Below are 16,913 nucleotides of genomic sequence, written 5' to 3'. Positions count from 1 at the left end.
ACGGTGATGATTGCTCTTTGGAGTAGTGACAGGCACAAGGAGTGATCACACGAAAAAGGCCGCCACGGGAGTTCCGAGGCGGCCTTTCGCGTGGGTGAGAGTCAGCGAGAGATGGCTCGCGCGATCAGTTCGGCGAACACCGCGCCGAGCGACTTGCCCGCCGCGTCGATGGCCATCGGGACGGTCGACGTCTCTGTGAGGCCCGGCGACGGGTTCACTTCGAGGAAGTGGACCGCGCCGTCCGGGGCGACGATCGCGTCGGTCCGCGAGATGTCCCGCAAGCCGAGGACGCGGTGCGCGGCGACTGCGAGTTCGGCCACCGCTTTCGCCGCAGCGTCGTCGAGCCGGGCCGGGGTGAAGAAGTCCGTCAGGCCGGCGGTGTAGCGGGCCGTGTAGTCGTACACGCCGCTCTCCGGGACGATCTCGACCGCGGGAAGGGCCTCGGGGCCGTCCTCGCCCTCGATGACCGTCACGGCCACCTCGACGCCGTCGATGAACCGCTCAGCGAGGACGGTGTCCCCGTAGGCGAAGCAGCCGACCATCGCCGCCGGCAGTTCCGCCGCCTCGCGCACCACCTGCGTGCCGAGCGCCGAGCCACCCTGGTCCGGCTTGAGGATCAGCGGCAGGCCGAGGCGCTCCACCATCGCGTCGAGCACCGCCTGGGCGCCGAGTTCGCGGAACGTGCTGTGCGGCAGCACCACCCACCCCGGCGTCACGAACCCGGCGTTCTGCAGCAGAGCCTTCGCCGTCGGCTTGTCCCACGCGCGGCGGCAGCCCTGCGAGCCGGTGCCGACGAACGGCACGCCCAGCATCTCCAGCACCGTCTGCACCGAGCCGTTCTCGCCCTCGCCGCCGTGCAGCGCGACGACCACGGCGTCCGGGCGCTGCGTGCGCAGCCGCTCCAACAGACCCGCGTCGGTGTCCCACTCCTCGATGCCGAGGCCCTCGGACTTGAGCGCCGCGGAGAGCCGTCGCCCGGACCTCAGCGAGACGTCGCGTTCGTGCGAAAGCCCGCCGGCGAGCACGGCAACGGTACGGTCGACCACCGTAGGAACTCCTTAGAAGAAGATTTAGACCGTGTCCGGGGACGGGTTCTGCGGTCCCTGGATCTGGCGCGCGCTCACGTTACCGAAGGTGCGGGCCAGGTCCATTTCGGACTCGAGCACCGCCGCCAGCCGCCGCACGCCCTCCCGGATGCGTTCCGGGGTCGGGTAGCAGTAGGACAACCGCATCTGGCGGCTGCCGAACCCGTCGGCGTAGAAGCCGGTGCCGGACGCGTACGCCACCCGCGCGGTCACCGCGCGCGGCAGCATCGCCTTCGTGTCGACGCCTTCCGGCACCGTCACCCAGACGTAGAACCCGCCGTCCGGCTTGGTCCACGAGCAGCCCGGCGGCAGGTACTGGTCGAGCGCGGACAGGATCGCGTCCCGCCGCTCGCGGTAGTTCTCGCGGAACTTCTTGATCTGGCCCTTCCAGTCGTGCGTGGCCAGGTAGCGCGACACGATCATCTGGTTGAACGTCGGCGGGCACAGCGTCGCCGACTCCGCGGCCAACACGAGCTTCTCGCGCACGGCGTGCGGTGCCAGCACCCAGCCGACGCGCAGGCCCGAGGCGAACGTCTTGGAGAACGACCCGAGGTACACGACGTTCTCGGGGTCGGCCGAGCGCAGCGCCGGGTACGTCTGACCGTCGAAGCCGAGCAACCCGTACGGGTTGTCCTCGACGACCAGGACACCGTGCTCGCGGCAGATCTCGAGGATCTCCGCGCGGCGCTCGACGGCCAGCGTGACGCCGGCGGGGTTGTGGAAGTTCGGGATCGTGTACAGGAACTTGACCCGGCGGCCGGCCTTCTTCGCCTGATCGAGTGCTTCCCGCAGCAACGAAGGCACCAGACCCTGGTCGTCCATCGCCACGTGCACCACCTGCGCCTGGTACGCGGCGAACGACCCCAGCGCGCCGACGTACGAAGGGCCTTCGGCGATGACGACGTCACCCGGGTCGCAGAACAGCCGCGTGACCATGTCCAGGCCCATCTGGGAGCCGACGGTCACCACGACGTCGTCCGGGTGCGCCTTGATGCCCTCCAGGGCCATGATCTCGCAGATCTGCTCGCGCAGCACCGGGACGCCGTGCGCCGAGCCGTACTGCAGTGCCACCAAGCCGTCTTCGGCGATGATCTCGGCCACCTGCGCCGACAGCGTGTCGAGCGGCAGCGCCGCCAGGTTCGGCATGCCGCCGGCCAGCGAAACCACCTCGGGCCGGCTGGCCACCGCGAACAGGGCCCGGATCTCGGAGGCGGTCATGCCCGCGGTGCGGGCGGCGTACCGCTCCAGGTGCGGGTCGAGGTTCTGGCGGCCGCTGGGGCGCTGACTGGGGCGGTTCTCGGTCATCGACGTTCACCCGGGGCTAGGCGGACACGGTCACTCCCGCGGGAGCTGGTAGATCCCATCGAGTGTAACCGGGCACCCATCAGGACCCCCTGGCCTTCCGGTGCTTGTCACATCGGCCTATCCTCGACCGTGGCCCTCGTGTTCGTGCCGTGGATCTCGCGCGGCTTGACGAGCGGGCGGCCGGTCGGGAGCGCAGGTCAGGGAGGTCACGGGTGTCGCGTCGCGTCGTGGGCGTCACACTGGACAACCTGGAGCACCTGCCGAAGAGCTGCCGCCGGTGCGTGTACTGGGAGCTGGCCCCCCACCTGAAGCACCAGGCCGAGGAGTTCGGCGCGACCGAGGTCGAGAAGGAAGCCTGGGTCTCGAGCGTGCTGCTCGAGTGGGGGTCCTGCGGCCGCATCGTCTACAGCGACACGCTGCCGGTCGGGTTCGTGCTGTACGCCCCGCCGAACGCGGTCCCGCGCGCGCTGGCCTTCCCGACGTCCCCGCCGAGCGCGGACGCGGTCCTCCTGACGTCGTTCCAGGTCCTCCCCGAGTTCCGCGGTGGCGGGCTCGGCCGGATGCTGGTCCAGGCGGTCGCCAAGGACCTGACGAAACGCGGGGTCCGCGCGATCGAGGCGTTCGGCGACGCCCGTCCCGACGAAGCCGACCCGGACGGCGGCCACAGCTGCGTGCTGCCGGCGGCCTTCCTGCAGAGCGTCGGCTTCAAGACGGTCCGCCCGCACCAGAAGTGGCCCCGCCTGCGTCTCGAGCTGCGGTCGGCGATCACCTGGAAGGAAGACGTCGAGGCGGCGCTGGAGCGGCTGCTCGGCCAGGTGACCATCACGACCGCCGAGCCGAGCCTCGGCCGCGCCTGAATCCTCGCCCGCAAACGTTTGCGCCTGGGCTTTGGCGTGCCCGGAACAGGGTGTGCACAGCTGTGGAAGAAGTGCCGAGTTATCCACAGAGCCCTGCTAGGAGCGGTGGAAAAGCTGTGGAGAACTGCCCCGGAACCTGGGGACGCGCGCCTGGCGTCCCCAGGGGTGGTGGGGCAGGTGAAGGAGAGCCGCTAGGGGTTGTGGTCGGCCCTATTCGGCCTTCGCGAGCTCGTGCGCGAGGACGTCGGCGAACGTGAACGTTCCCGTCGGCTGGTCGCCCTCGCCGAGCAGGTACAGGCGCTTGACGGCGATCAGGATGCCCTCCGCGACGATGTCGCGGAACGCCGGGTCGCCGAGCTTGCGGGCGTCGTCCGGGTTCGTCAGGTAGCCGATCTCGACGCGGACCGCCGGGCAGCGGGTGCGCGTGAAGATCTCCCACGTCTTGTAGTGCGTGCGGCAGTCCAGCATGCCGGTGCGGGCCGCGACCTCGCGCTGGATGAAACCGGCCAGCAGCTCGCCGACGGTGGACGTGGTGCCGTTGCCGGTGCCGAAGTGGAAGCTCGCGACCCCCTGCGCGCGGGGCGAGGGGTTCTTGTCGCTGTGCAGCGAGAGGAACAGGTCGGCGCCCGCGTCGTTGGCGAACTTGGCGCGCTCCAGCTCCGTGGGGCTGTGGTTCGGGCCGCGGGAGATCAGCGCCTCCATGCCGGTGGCCTTCATCCGGCCTTCCAGGCGGCGCGCGAGGTCCCACGCGATGTCGGCCTCGCGCAGCCCGCCGGCGACCACGCCGAGGTCGTCGCCGCCGTGGCCGGGGTCGATCACGATCCGCTTGCCGCGCAGCCGCGGGCCCGCCTGGCGCACCTGCTCCTGCTCGCGCAGGAAGACCGGGCGGCCGCCGCGGGCGCGCGGCGAGGACAGGCGGTGCAGCTCGCGGATGGTCGCCGGGCCGCACATGCCGTCCGGCGTCAGGCGCATGTCGCGCTGGAACGTCTTGAGCGCGCGCTCGGTCGCCGGACCGAAGTAGCCGTCGGGGCGGCCGGCGTCGAAGCCCAGCTCGGTGAGGCGCTCCTGCAGCGTGAAGACGTCGTCGCCGTGGACCGGGGACGCGATCATGTACGACAGCGGGCGGCTGCCCAGGTGGTAGCTGGCGCCCTTGAGCGCCTGGAACGTCGCCGGACCCACGACGCCGTCGGTCATCAGCCCACGACGCTGCTGGAAGGTACGGACGGCGTGCTCGACGGCGACGTCGAACGTGCCGTACTCCTCGTCGGTCCCGGTGACCGGCGGGAGCAGGTCCATCCCGGCCAGAATGGACCTGATCTCGGCGACGTCCGGACCGGCGTCACCGCGGCGGAGTACCCGCATGCACTCCTCGCTCTTCCTCAGGCACCGATTTCGGGGGACTCGGTGCGTGGCAGGACTTCGGAAAACCATCGCTGGGACTTGCCCAGGTCCTCTATTGTGCCTTGCCAACTCTTAGTGACAGCGCAGGCCCGGTAGGTACGTCAAGAACCCGTTAGTGGAGTACCCCGCGTGCTGGCGATCACGCACGATTCACCCAGACCGGTCAGATTCCCCCGAACGGCGACGAACCCGGGGCCACGGAGGGATTCCCGCAGGCCCCGGGTTCGCCGGAGTGGTTCGATTCAGAGGACGTCGGCGAGGTCCGACAGCAGCGCGGCCTTCGGCTTGGCGCCCACGATCTGCTTCACCGGCTTGCCGCCCTGGAACAGGATCAGCGTCGGGATGGACATCACCTGGTAGTCACGCGGCGTGTTCGGGTTCTCGTCGATGTCGATCTTGGCGATCGTCAGCTTGTCGCCCTTCTCCGCCGCGATCTCCTCGAGCACCGGGGCGACCATCTTGCACGGGCCGCACCAGGTGGCCCAGAAGTCGACGAGGACCGGCTTCTCGCTGGTCAGGACCTCGTCGACGAACGTCGCGTCGGTCACCTTGACGGTGTTGGCCATGGTTTCTCCTTACAGGGTGGTTGGAAGCCGGAAAGTCAGTTGGTGCCCGCGCCGTAGCCGCCGCCGACGAGCTCGGCCGCCTCGTGCGCGTCCGACTCGCCGTGCTCCGCGAGCCATCGTTCCGCGTCGATCGCGGCGCTGCACCCGGAACCGGCGGCGGTGATCGCCTGCCGGTAGGTGCGGTCCACCAGGTCACCGGCCGCGAAGACGCCGTCCAGGTTCGTGAAGGAAGTACGCCCCTGGGTGAGCACGTAGCCGTCCTCGTCCAGGTCGACCTGCCCCTGCACCAGCTGGCTGCGCGGGTCGTGCCCGATCGCGACGAAGAAGCCCGACACGTCGAGCGTCGACTCCGAGCCGTCCTTGGTGTCCTTCAGCTGCAGGGCTTCGACCTTGCCGTCGCCCAGCACCCCGGTGATCTGCGAGTTCAGCTTCCACTTGATCTTCTCGTTCGCGCGGGCGCGCTCGAGCATGATCTTGGACGCACGGAACTCGTCGCGCCGGTGGACGATCGTGACGGACTTCGCGAACTTCGTCAGGAAGGTCGCCTCCTCCATCGCCGAGTCGCCACCGCCGGCGACCACGATGTCGTGGTCCCGGAAGAAGAAGCCGTCACAGGTCGCACAGGCCGACACACCGCGGCCGAGCAGCTCCTGCTCGCCCGGCACGTTCAGGTACCGCGCCGCGGCCCCCATGGCGAGGATGACCGCGCGGGCGGCGTAGCGCTTGCCGTTCGCGACGACGTACTTGACGTCCCCGGTCAGCTCCAGCGACTCGACGTCCTCCGCGCGCAGCTCGGCGCCGAAGCGCTCGGCCTGCTTGCGCATCTCCTCCATCAGGTCCGGACCCATGATGCCGTCGCGGAACCCGGGGAAGTTCTCGACCTCGGTCGTCGTCATCAGCGCGCCGCCGAACTGCGTGCCCTCGAACACCAGCGGTTCAAGCTGGGCCCGCGCCGCGTAAACGGCAGCGGTGTATCCGGCAGGACCCGACCCGACGATGATCAGGTTCCTGATTTCCTCGGCAGCCACCCGTGACCTCCGCTCGTAGTGACCCGTGTACCAGGCTCAACACGATCGTAGGTGGCCATGTTCCCACCGGTGACAGGCGCTACTTCTCCCCGACGACCTTGTCGAACAACACCGCCGGATTGCCTGGTCCGCAGTCCGCGCCGAAGGCCACCAGTCGGAACTGGGCCAGCTTGCCGGTGGTCAGGATGATCATCACCCCGGCCTTGCCACCGACGTTCACCGGGCGGATGCCCTCGGGCCGCACCTTCGGGTCCAGCCCGGCGGCCGCGATGCACGCGTCGAGCCGGTCTTCGGTCTGCAGCGGGCCGAAGTCGCGGACGCCGACCGCCTTGCCGATCAGGGCCTGCGCGCCGGAGCCGTCGTTGCCGACCGAAGGGCCGGTCGGGGCGGCGACGTTAGGGGTGCCGGTCTGCTGCGAAGTGTTCGGGATCGCGACGGTCACGGCGACGACCGCCGCCGCGGCCGCGGTCAGGACGCCGGCGGCCCAGCCGAGCCGCTTGTTCCGCTTCCGCCGGGCCGCCGCGAGGTCCACCACCGGGGCGGCCTGCGGTGCACTCGGCTGCGTTCGCTCCGGCTGGGCCGGATCACGCTGTGCTCTCTCAGGAAAGTGGGCGGCTGCTTCGGCGGCCAGCGCCGCGTCCAGCCGGGCGGCGAACTCCGCGGGCATCCGCGGGGCCGGTGCGTGGGCGAGCGAGGCGAGGTCGGCCTGCGTGGCGTCGAGGGCGGCCAGGATTTCGCGGGCCTCCGGGTCGGCGTCGACCAGCGGCCACAGCTCGGCTGCGCGCGCTTCGTCCAGGACGCCGGCGTGGAGGTCGGCGAGCACGTCGACAGACCAGGGCGGACCGACGGTCCCCCCGATCCCCCGGCTTTCGTCCGTCATCGTCCCTCCCCGCTACCCGGCTGACGCCCGGCCCGTTTGCTTTCGTGAGTTGGGACGTTCGCAATCGCATCGGGGTTCCGCAGGTGCCCGAGAACCTTCGCGAGTTTTCCCCGGCCCCGCGCGCACCGGCTCTTCACCGTGCCTTCGGCGATGCCGAGCATCTTGGCCGTCTCGGCCACGGAGTATCCCTCGACGTCGACCAACACGATCGGGGCACGCTGCTCTTCGGGCAGCTGGTCGAGCGCCTCCCGCACCAGCAGGCTGGTCTCGCGCTCGGCCATCGAGTCGCGCGGGGTGGCCGGCTCGTTGAAGCCGGTCTCCGGCAGCGGCACGGTCGGGCGCGCCTGGCGGCGGCGGATCCGGTCGAGGCAGGCGTTCACCACGATCCGGTGCAGCCACGTCGTGACCTGCGACTCCGCCCGGAACCGGTCGGCGGCCCGGAACGCCGAGATGAACGCGTCCTGCAGCGCGTCGGCGGCCTCCTCCGGGTCGCGGAGCGTGCGCAGGGCGACCGCCCACATCCGGTCGCGGTGGCGCTGGACGAGTTCGCTGAACGCATGGGGGTCCCCCGCGGCGTGAGCCGCTATCAGATCCGCATCCGTGGGAGCTGCAGCTGTCACCCGGCAGAGCCTACTGACCCGGCCGGATGCGTCACCCCGCAGGCAGGAAGGACAGGTCGCCGATTTCGGTCTGGTACTGGCCGTCCACCTGCGCCAGCTGGGTGATCCAGACGACGAAGTACTCGCCCTGGGCCGGCTGGGCCAGCGCGATCGTCGTCTCGCCGTCCTGCAGGTCGCCGTTGCCGACCACCTTCGTGTCGGCCAGGTCCGGGTTCTTTTCGGTGGCCGACCGGATCTCGACCTTGGTGCCCGGGGTGCCGCCGGTGACCTTCACCTGGCTGAGGTTGATCGGGTCCTTGAAGGTGACGACCAGCCCGACGCCCGGCTTGATGGCCGGGAACTGCTGCTTGTACTTCTCGGTCCGCCATTCGGTTTCGGGCTTGCCGTCGATCGCGTACCTGGCTCGCCCGGTGTTGTCGCCCGAGCCTTCGGGGTTGTAGACGGCCACGGCCTGCGGTGCCACCGGCGCGCCCACGGTGGGCGACGGCGGCGGGGCCGGTGCGGACGAGGACGCGGGCGGTGCCGCGGCCGACTGGCTCGACGCCGGCGGCGCGGCGACGTTGATCGACGGCCCGCTCGCCTTCGAGTCGCCCTGGAAGACGTTGATCAGCATCAGGCCGCCCCAGGCGAGGATGACGACCGTCGCGACCACCAGCACGGTGACGCCGAGGGCGAGCTTGCGCCGCCGGGCGACGTCCTTGACCGGCTTCTTCGTGGTCCAGATCGTGCCGTCGGCCTCGGCCGGGTCCCCGCCGACGGCCTTGATCAGCTGGGTGCGCTCCTCGGCCTCGGCCACCTGGTCGAGCACGCGGAGGATGGCCGCGCTGGTGCGGATGCCGCCGTTGCCGCCGTCCTCGATCGTGCGGACGGCCAGCGACGACAGGTCGGCCGGGACCGTCGGCACCAGCTGGCGCGGCGGGACGATCCGGTTCTGCGGCGTCATCGGCGCCGCCGGGATCGCGGGCGGGCCGCCGGGCAGCGCCCAGCGGCCGGTCAGCAGCAGGTACAGGACCGCGCCGAGCGCCTTGACGTCGTCGCGCAGCGTCGCCTCCGGCAGCGGGCCGGGGAACGCGAGCTTGAGCGCGCCGTTCGGCGTCAGCCGCAGCCGCTGGGGGTGGTCGAGGCCGAGGACGAGCCCGTTCTGGTGCGCCTGCTCGACGGCTTCCGCGAGCGCCTGCACCATCCGCGCGGCCGCGGCGGGCGCCACCGGCCGCTGCGCGACGAGGTCGACCAGGTCGCTGCCCTTGGTCCATTCCGCGACGACGACGCCGAGCAGCCCTTCGCTCGACGTGATGCCGCTGCCGAGGGCGAGCACGTCCAGCACGCGGGCGACGCCGCCGTGGCCGAACTTGGACGCGTGCGTGGCGCGTTCGAGGGTCCGCCGGGCCAGCCGGGCGGCTTCCGGGTCCGCCGGGTCGCCGACCAGCAGGGTCAGCGCCACGTCCCGCTTCAGCTGCCCGTCCCGGGCGCGCCAGAGGTGCGCGTCGCCCCGCTCGTCCACGCCGAACTGCGCGAGGAGGCGGTAGCGGCCGTCGCCGACCACACGCCCGGGGGCCAGCGATCCGACCTGGGCCTTGCCCACGTGGTTCGCACCCCCCGCCTGTTCGCTCCGCCTCGTGTCCACCCTCACTCGCTCCCGCTCGATCCCCGTCGTCGAGGGTACCCAGAATACGACGCGGGAGTCGTCGCCATCCGTACCGGAATCGTTACCCGCGCTTGATCAACCGGGTGAACCTCGAAGTGGCCGGCTTCAGCTCTTCGACCTTCAGCGCCATCAGCACGCCGAACGAGACGACGATGCCCACGATGCTCTGCAGGAACAGCTTCACCCAGGCACCGAAAGTGGGCCCGAACGAGTCCGGAACGAGCTTGCCCGCGACCCACGCGGCGGCGACACCCAGGACACTCGCGACGACCGTGAAGAGAATCACGCCGATCACCCGCTTGCTGCGCAAGTTGCCCAGCGTCACCCACAGCCAAACCTGGCCGAGGATCGCGCCGACCACGAACGTGAGCGCGTTGACCATCATCACGCCGAGCACGACGTTGTCCGGCGACAGCAGCACCGGGCACAGGTACAGCAGCGGCACCTTGACCAGCGTCATCACGATCATGATCAGCGTCGGCGTGCGCGCGTCCTTCATCGCGTAGAACACGCGCATCTGCAGCATCACCAGCGCGTACGGCAGCAGCGCGAAGGCCGAGATCGCGAGCGCGTCGCCGAGCCGCTCGGCCGTTTCGACGGTGCCCTTGCCGAAGGTGAACAGCGCGATGCCGATCGAGCCGCCGACCACGGTCATCACCGCGGAGATCGGCACGAGCATCACCGTCGAGATCCGGGACGCGTACGACAGGTCGCCGATCAGTTTCTTGTGGTCGCCGTCGGCGGCCGCGCGGCTCATCCGCGGCATGATCGCCGTCAGCAGCGAGACGCCGATGACGCCGTACGGCAGCTGGAAGAGCAGCCAGGCGTTGCTGTAGGCCGTCACACCACCGGGTGAACCGCTGGTCAGCACGCGCGTGTTGATCGTGTACCCGACCTGGCTGACGGCGACGTAGCCGAGGATCCACAGCGCGAGGCCGCCGAACTCCTTCATCTGCTTGTCGATGCCCCAGCGCCACTTGAACCGGAACCCGGACCGCAGCAGCGGCGGGACCAGCAGCAGGGCCTGGGCGACGATGCCGCCGGTGACGCCGATGCCGAGCGTCAGCACCTTCGGGTCGGTGATCGACACGTTCGCGGTGTCGATGTCGCCCGGCATGATCCACACGACCAGGATCGTGAAGATGACGACCAGGTTGTTGATCACCGGTGCCCACGCCGTCGGGCCGAAGACCTGCTTGGCGTTGAGCACGGCCGAGAGCAGCGCGAAGACGCCGTAGAAGAAGATTTCGGGCAGCAGCAGGTAGGCGAACGCCGTGGTGAGGTCCGCGCTCGCCTTGCCGGACGAGTCGACGTAGAGACTCGTGAACGCCGGGGCCGCGATCACCGCGACCACCGTGCCGACCAGCAGCAGCGAGAACGCCACCGTGATGAGCCGCTGGGTGTAGGCCGTGCCGCCGTCGGGGTCGTCCTGCGACCGGACCAGCAGCGGCACCACCACGCTGGCGAGCACGCCACCCATCAGCAGCTCGAAGATGATGTTCGGCATCGTGTTGGCGACGTTGAACGAGTCGTTCGCGATGCCCTGGCCGATCGCGCCGACCAGCAGCAGCTTCCAGAGGAAGCCGGTGATCCGGCTGATCAGCGACGCGATGGCCATCCGCCCGGACGCCTTCGCCAGCGACGGCGCCTTGGCCGGCGCCTCGACCGCTTCCCCGTCCGGCCGGGGCTTGACCAGCGGCCCCTTGAGCGCCGGCATGACCTGCGTCGCCAGCGCGTCGTACGGCCGCATGACGTCGGGGTCGGCGACCGGCCAGCGCGAGTTCATCGGGACGCCGGCGGTGCGCGGGATGAACCGCGTCGCCTCCGGGTCGGGTGGACGCTGGACCTGGGTGGCCTCCTCCTGCCACGGCCGCACCGGCGCCGGACGCCGGGAGCCGCGGCCGCGCGGCGGCACCGGCGTGCCCGGCGGCGGGGTGCCCAGCGCGGGATTGCCGGGCGGCGGGGTCAGCGGCGGGCCGGGCTGCGGGAGCCGTCCCTGGTGCGGGCCGCTTTGCTGCGGCGGCGCGGCCGGCTGGGCGCTGCCCGGCGAGAGGACCGGCTGGGCGCCGCTCAGCGGTTGGCCCGGCGGGGGCACGGCGGGCTGCGGGTTGCCCGGCTGAGCGCCGCTCAGCGGCTGGCCCGGCGGCGCGACCGGCTGCGGGTTGCCCTGCGAGAGGACCGGCTGGGCGCCGCTCAGTGGCTGGCCGGGCGGGGGTACAGCGGGCTGCGGGTTGCCCGCCTGGGCGCCGCTCAGCGGTTGGCCCGGCGGGGGTACGGCGGGCTGCGGGTTGCCCGGCTGCGCCCCGCCGTGGGGCGGATGGCCCGTGGGCACGGCCGGCTGGGCTCCACTCGGCGGCACAGGCTGAACCCGCGTCGGCGCCGGACCGGCGTTGCGCGGCGGCCGGCCACCCTGCGGCGGCGGGACCCGGCGCGGCGGCTGGTCCTCGCGGAGGGCGCGGTCGTCGTGGCCGCGTTCGTCCCGGGGCCAGTCGTCGCGCGGCCGTTCGCCGCGGGGGCTGCCCTCGCGGGCCGGGAACTCCTCGCCGGTCGAGCGGGGGCCGCGCTGGTCACGGACCGGGCGGTCGCCGGGGGCGGGCCGGTCACCGCGAGGGGCGCGCTGGTCTCGGGGCGGGTGCTCGTCCCGGCCCGGGCGGCCGCGCTCGCCCCGGACCGGGCGGTCGTCGCCGGGAGGGGCGTCGCCGCGGAGTGCGCGTTCGCCCCGGGCCGGGCGGTCGTCGCCCGGCGGCACGTCGCCGCGGGGTGCGCGGCCGTCGCGCGGGGCGCGCTCGCCCCGGGCTGGGCGGTCGTCTCCGGGCGGGGCGTCGCTGCGTGGGGCGCGTTCGCCCCGGGCCGGGCGGTCGTCGCCCGGTGGGACATCGCCGCGGGGTGCGCGGGCGTCGCGAGGGGGCTGGCCGTCGCGGCGGCGGGCGTCGCGGGGTGGGGCGTCCTCGCGGGCCGGGCGCTGGTCGCGGACCGTTGCGTCGTCCGGGGCCGGCATCTGGCGGGTCTGGCCGTTGCGGGGTGGCTGGCGGCGGCCGCGCTCCGGGGGTGGAGGCGGCGGCTGGCGGCGGACCGGCTGCGCCGCGCGCGGGGGCCCGTCCCCTCGTTGCGGGGGCGGGGGGCCTTCGCGCCGAGGACGACCCGCACGCTCGGGTGGTAAGCCCGGCTCTCTCTCCAACGCGTGCCCAATCCTCGGTGCTCGTCTCCGGTGCCGCGGCCGCCTGCCGCGCACGTGCGGACCAAGGGTAATCGTGAACGGCCCGGAACACTCAAAGGCCGAGCGATCAGTCCACGACGTCGCGGCCCGCGCGGGCGTCCTTGACCCGGCGGTAGATGCGCCGGGAAGCGAGCAGAAGCAGGGCCACACCTGCGGCGACGGTCGCGATGATGGTGATCGCGCCGTACTCGGTGGACGTCAGCTCGAACCGCGCGGATGACCCGAGCGGGGTACCGGTGGGCGTGCTCAACGACACATCGACGCTGAACCGGCCGGCCCGCAGCGCCTCCACCGGGAGGAAGTAGTTCTTGCCGCCGCTGGCCGGGAAGTACCAGTCCTTCGCGTCCTCCGGGCGCAGGCCGGTGTTGTTGTTCAGGGTGAACCGGGCGTTGATGCCGACCGGCAGGTCGTTGCTCACGTACACCGGCAGCGGCGAGTTCCCGGACGCCAGCGCGATGGTCTGCTTCGGCTGCGAGACGGTCACCCGCCCGCTGATCGCCGCCAGCTCGGCCTGGGCGTTCGTGGTCGCCGCGTCCGCGGGCAGGCCCCGCCAGGCCGTCGACGCGCCGCGCAGCTCGGCCAGCCGGACCGGCTCGACGACGTCGTCCGGTTTCACCCGTTTGGTCGGGTCGACCTGCATCGCGGACGCCAGCCCGGTGGCCTGGACGTCGAGGGTCGACAACGTCGACACGACACCCGCGTCGATGCCGGCCGGGTCCTGGCCGCCGTCGCCGACCACGCCGGAGGCGGCCGGGTCGGCCGCGAGGAGCGCCGAGAGCCCGGTCGCGGTGACCAGGCCCGCGTCCAGGAAGGCCCCGACCTGCCGCAGGTAGGTGGTGAACTCCTCGGCCGGGGCGTCCCACCGCCGCGGCGGCGCGACCAGCAGGTGGTCCGGCCGCTGTTGCCCGGCCGGCTGGCCCAGCCCGGCGCGGAAGGCGAGCGCGCCGAGCCCGTTCTGGCTCGCGATCGCCCGCTCGGTCGTGGCCGGCACGGTGACCGAGTCCGGCACGGACGGCACCCCGGTCATCGCGGCGGAGACCAGCGAGTCGGTCGGCTGGACGCGGACGGTGCTGCCCTGCACGGTGACCCCGCCGCCGGCCGCCGCCGGGGCGAGCTTGCCCGCGTCGGCGAGCACGGTCCGCACGCCGGCGTCGGTGAGCGCGGGGAGCACCGACGCGCTCGGCGTGCCGTCCGGCCACAGCACCCCGCTCTGCGGGGTGACGCCGGTCAGCTGCTGGATGGTCGCGGCGCCGGTGGCCGCGCGGGTGACCAGGCTCGGGTCGCCGGGACGGATGCGGGTCAGCGCGTCGAGGTCGGCGTCGGCGAACGGCAGCGCGACCACGCACCGGCCGCCGACCAGCGAACGGACATCGGACAGCCACGCCTTCGCGGCGTCGGTGCCCTTGCCGTCGACGTTCCCCGACTCGGTGTGGACGAGGTAGCCGCGGCTCATCGCGTCGACGGTGGCGAGCAGGTCCGGGTCGAGCGCGAAGCACATCGACTTCGCCAGGTCCGAGTTGCTCCGCACGGCCGACGCGGCCGCGCTGACCAGTGCGTTCAGCCGGCCGTCCCCGCTGATCTCACCGGCCATCCGGTCGTCGGCCAGCACCAGCGGGCTGCCGTACGGCGACGCGTAGACGTGCGGGACGTTGCCGGTCAGCGGCCACAGCAGGGTCATGCTCGGCGCCCCGGACCGGCCGGTGGCCTGCTTGCCCGGCGCGGTCAGCACCGGCATCAGCATGCTGACCGCGCCGAGCCGCGCGGGGCCGCCGAACTCCGGTGTGCCGTTGACGTTGACCAGCAGCGGGTAGACGCCCGGGCGGCCGAACCGCTCCGCCCGCGTCCCGGTCAGCGGGACGGTGATGTTCAGCGGGGCGCTCTGCCCGGGCTCCAGCACCTCGGCGACCGAGGTGAAGTCGGTCAGCGGGGTGTCCTTGATGACCGCGCCGGACAGCACGTCGCCGACACCGCGTTCGCTCGTCGCCCGGTCGCCGACCTGCAGCCGCACCTGCGGCCGGGTCACCTTCCGGTCCCCGGTGTTGGTCACCGTGCCGGTGATGGTCAGCGTCGTCGACGACGTCGTGATCACGCGCGGGCTGAGCCCGGCCAGGTCCACGCGCAGGCGGGCACCTTCCTCCGCCTGGGCCACCGAGGCTCCGGCGAAGGCGGGGACGGCCAGGAAGAGGACGGAAAGGAAGGCTGCGGCGAACCGCTTCACTCGGGGGCTCCCTCAGGGGCGTGCTCGTCTCGTCCGTGGACGTCCGGGCGCGCGAAAAGTTCCTTGAACATCTGGCCGGCCTTCCGGACGAGCTTGCGCTCGTCGGAGTAGGCGAGTTTGGCTTCCAGCTCGGCCAGCGGGACCCAGGCCACCTCGGTGACCTCGACGTCTTCGTCGGACAGCTCGCCGCCGAGCGCTTCGAGCAGGAAGTGGTGCACGGTCTTGTGGATGCGCCGCTTCTCGGCCACGAACCAGTAGTCGATGGTGCCCAGTGGCTGCAGGACGCGCGCGGAGATGCCGGTTTCCTCCTTCACCTCGCGCACGGCTGTCTGTTCCACCGTCTCACCGTCCTCGATGTGGCCCTTGGGCAGCGACCACAGCAGTCTGCCGTGCCGGTCGAGCCGGCCGATCAGCACCGCCTGTTCGCGGTCGGTGTCCACCACGAGGCCACCGGCCGACGTCTCGTCGACCGTGGTCAGGCGCCTGCCGCGTTGACGCCTCCGCCGCCTGCGCGGCTTCGGGGCGCCGGGGCGGCCGGCTGATCCAGACATGCTGCGATGCTAGAGCAACCGGTTGCCCCGGTAGGCTGGCTCTCCGTGTCCGTGTCCGGCGGTGCCTGCAGCTATCGCACCTGGAACGTAGTGGGATTTTCGTGAACGACGTGGTCGAGAAGCAGGTGGTGGAGCTGATGCGGGTCTCCCCACTGGCGGAGGAGCTGGCGGAACGGTTCGCCAGTGCGGGGCACCGCCTGTACCTCGTGGGCGGCAGCGTGCGCGACGCACTGCTCGGCCGGGAGTCCGGTGACCTCGACTTCACCACCGACGCCCGGCCGGACCGGGTGCTGAAGATCGTCAGCGGCTGGGGCGACGCGGTCTGGGACGTCGGGATCGCCTTCGGCACGGTCGGCGTGACGAAGAAGGGCATGCAGCTCGAGATCACGACGTTCCGCGCGGACAGCTACGACCGCGTCGGCCGCAACCCCGAGGTCACCTTCGGCGACAGCATCGAGGGCGACCTGCTGCGCCGCGACTTCACGGTCAACGCGATGGCCGTCGAGCTGGCGTCCAAGACGTTCATCGATCCGCACGACGGGCTGACCGCGCTGCGGGAGCGGGTCCTCGACACCCCGGCGACGCCGCAGGAGTCCTTCGCCGACGACCCGCTGCGGATGCTGCGCGCCGCCCGCTTCGCCGCCCAGCTCGACTTCACCGCCGCCCCGCGGGTGGTCGACGCGATGACGTCGATGGCGGAGGAGATCGACCGGATCACCGCCGAGCGGGTGCAGGCCGAGCTGTCGAAGCTGCTGCTGGCGGCCGACCCGCGGCCGGGCCTGGAGCTGCTGGTCGACACCGGGCTGGCCGACCGGGTGCTGCCCGAGGTGCCCGGGATGCGGCTGGCGATCGACGAGCACCACCAGCACAAGGACGTCTACCAGCACTCCCTCACCGTGCTGGCCCAGGCGATCGACCTGGAGAAGACGCACGAGCCGACGTCCGGGCCGGACCTGGTCCTCCGCCTGGCGGCGCTGCTGCACGACGTCGGCAAGCCGGCGACCCGGGAGTTCCAGCCGGGCGGCGGGGTGAGCTTCCACCACCACGAGGTGGTCGGGGCGCGGATGGCCCGCAAACGTTTGCGGGCGCTGAAGTTCTCCAAGGAGATCATCGACGACGTCTCCCAGCTCGTGTTCCTCCACCTGCGGTTCCACGGCTACGGCAAGGGCGAGTGGACGGACTCGGCGGTCCGCCGGTACGTCACGGACGCCGGGCCCCTGCTGGCCCGGCTGCACAAGCTGGTCCGCGCCGACTGCACCACCCGCAACCGCCGCAAGGCGGCCGCGCTGCAGGCGACCTACGACGACCTCGAGGCCCGGATCGCCGCGCTCAAGGCCAAGGAGGACCTCGACCGCGTGCGGCCGGACCTCAACGGCGAGCAGATCATGGAGCTGCTCGGCCTCAAGCCGGGGCCGGACGTCGGGAAGGCGTGGAAGTTCCTCAAGGAGCTGCGCCTGGACCGCGGGCCGCTGGAGCACGACGAAGCGGTCGCCGAGCTGAAGAAGTGGGCCGCGGAAAACGGCGTCGGGGACGTGTGAGC

General features: G+C 71.9%; 14 protein-coding genes. 3 read left to right on the top strand and 11 right to left on the bottom strand.

Annotated features, from left to right (window positions below; translation table 11 throughout):
- Nucleotides 1–101 precede the first annotated feature (101 nt).
- On the bottom strand, nucleotides 102–1,046 hold the full coding sequence (locus AB0J55_RS08175; RefSeq protein ID WP_364244525.1) for a D-alanine--D-alanine ligase: 945 nt from the start codon (nucleotides 1,044–1,046) through the stop codon (nucleotides 102–104).
- 24 nt (nucleotides 1,047–1,070) lie between these two features.
- Nucleotides 1,071–2,390: a PLP-dependent aminotransferase family protein gene (locus AB0J55_RS08170; protein ID WP_364244522.1), complete on the bottom strand. Its 1,320-nt coding sequence runs from the start codon at nucleotides 2,388–2,390 to the stop codon at nucleotides 1,071–1,073.
- Between the two features lie 212 nt (nucleotides 2,391–2,602).
- Here AB0J55_RS08170 and AB0J55_RS08165 point away from each other — a divergent pair, with 212 nt between their 5' ends.
- On the top strand, nucleotides 2,603–3,247 hold the full coding sequence (locus AB0J55_RS08165) for a GNAT family N-acetyltransferase (RefSeq protein WP_081655853.1): 645 nt from the start codon (nucleotides 2,603–2,605) through the stop codon (nucleotides 3,245–3,247).
- 210 nt (nucleotides 3,248–3,457) lie between these two features.
- On the opposite strand, the gene AB0J55_RS08160 is transcribed toward AB0J55_RS08165, so the two are convergent.
- From AB0J55_RS08160 to murJ, 7 genes are all read right to left on the bottom strand, one after another.
- The gene (locus AB0J55_RS08160) at nucleotides 3,458–4,609 is read right to left on the bottom strand and encodes an N-acetylmuramoyl-L-alanine amidase (protein ID WP_364244518.1); all 1,152 of its coding nucleotides are present in this window, start codon (nucleotides 4,607–4,609) and stop codon (nucleotides 3,458–3,460) included.
- Between the two features lie 281 nt (nucleotides 4,610–4,890).
- Nucleotides 4,891–5,214 (bottom strand): thioredoxin, encoded by a 324-nt coding sequence (gene trxA / locus AB0J55_RS08155; protein WP_072475336.1) that lies wholly within the window; start codon nucleotides 5,212–5,214, stop codon nucleotides 4,891–4,893.
- Between the two features lie 35 nt (nucleotides 5,215–5,249).
- Complete coding sequence (trxB, locus tag AB0J55_RS08150; protein ID WP_364244515.1) at nucleotides 5,250–6,242, bottom strand: thioredoxin-disulfide reductase; 993 nt, start codon at nucleotides 6,240–6,242, stop codon at nucleotides 5,250–5,252.
- 79 nt (nucleotides 6,243–6,321) lie between these two features.
- Entirely contained in the window at nucleotides 6,322–7,122 is an 801-nt protein-coding gene (locus AB0J55_RS08145) for a hypothetical protein (protein WP_364244512.1), read from the bottom strand.
- On the bottom strand, nucleotides 7,119–7,742 hold the full coding sequence (gene sigM / locus AB0J55_RS08140; protein ID WP_364244509.1) for an RNA polymerase sigma factor SigM: 624 nt from the start codon (nucleotides 7,740–7,742) through the stop codon (nucleotides 7,119–7,121). The genes AB0J55_RS08145 and sigM overlap by 4 nt, the downstream gene beginning before the upstream one ends.
- 31 nt (nucleotides 7,743–7,773) lie before the next feature.
- Nucleotides 7,774–9,324, bottom strand: a complete 1,551-nt coding sequence (locus AB0J55_RS08135; protein WP_364244506.1) for a protein kinase family protein — start codon at nucleotides 9,322–9,324, stop codon at nucleotides 7,774–7,776.
- A 124-nt stretch (nucleotides 9,325–9,448) separates the two neighbouring features.
- Nucleotides 9,449–11,173: a murein biosynthesis integral membrane protein MurJ gene (murJ, locus tag AB0J55_RS08130; protein WP_364245957.1), complete on the bottom strand. Its 1,725-nt coding sequence runs from the start codon at nucleotides 11,171–11,173 to the stop codon at nucleotides 9,449–9,451.
- A gap of 531 nt (nucleotides 11,174–11,704) precedes the next feature.
- Here murJ and AB0J55_RS08125 point away from each other — a divergent pair.
- Nucleotides 11,705–12,547 carry a hypothetical protein gene (locus tag AB0J55_RS08125; RefSeq protein WP_364244503.1) on the top strand — a complete coding sequence of 281 codons (843 nt, stop codon included), beginning with the start codon at nucleotides 11,705–11,707 and terminating at the stop codon, nucleotides 12,545–12,547.
- Nucleotides 12,548–12,671: 124 nt separating this feature from the next.
- On the opposite strand, the gene AB0J55_RS08120 is transcribed toward AB0J55_RS08125, so the two are convergent.
- Together AB0J55_RS08120 and AB0J55_RS08115 are read right to left on the bottom strand one after the other, a co-directional pair.
- A complete protein-coding gene (locus tag AB0J55_RS08120) occupies nucleotides 12,672–14,822 on the bottom strand; it encodes a DUF6049 family protein (protein ID WP_364244500.1) in 2,151 nt (716 codons plus the stop codon).
- Complete coding sequence (locus AB0J55_RS08115; RefSeq protein ID WP_364244497.1) at nucleotides 14,819–15,373, bottom strand: NUDIX hydrolase; 555 nt, start codon at nucleotides 15,371–15,373, stop codon at nucleotides 14,819–14,821. Before AB0J55_RS08115 ends, AB0J55_RS08120 begins: the two co-directional genes overlap by 4 nt.
- Before the next feature lie 101 nt (nucleotides 15,374–15,474).
- Between AB0J55_RS08115 and AB0J55_RS08110 the strand changes: the two genes are divergently transcribed.
- Entirely contained in the window at nucleotides 15,475–16,911 is a 1,437-nt protein-coding gene (locus AB0J55_RS08110; protein ID WP_364244495.1) for a CCA tRNA nucleotidyltransferase, read from the top strand.
- Nucleotides 16,912–16,913 lie beyond the last annotated feature (2 nt).

Source organism: Amycolatopsis sp. NPDC049688, assembly GCF_040674975.1.
Lineage (GTDB): Bacteria > Actinomycetota > Actinomycetes > Mycobacteriales > Pseudonocardiaceae > Amycolatopsis.
Note: the sequence above shows the minus strand (reverse complement) of the source record. Positions and strands in the feature narration are given on the sequence as shown.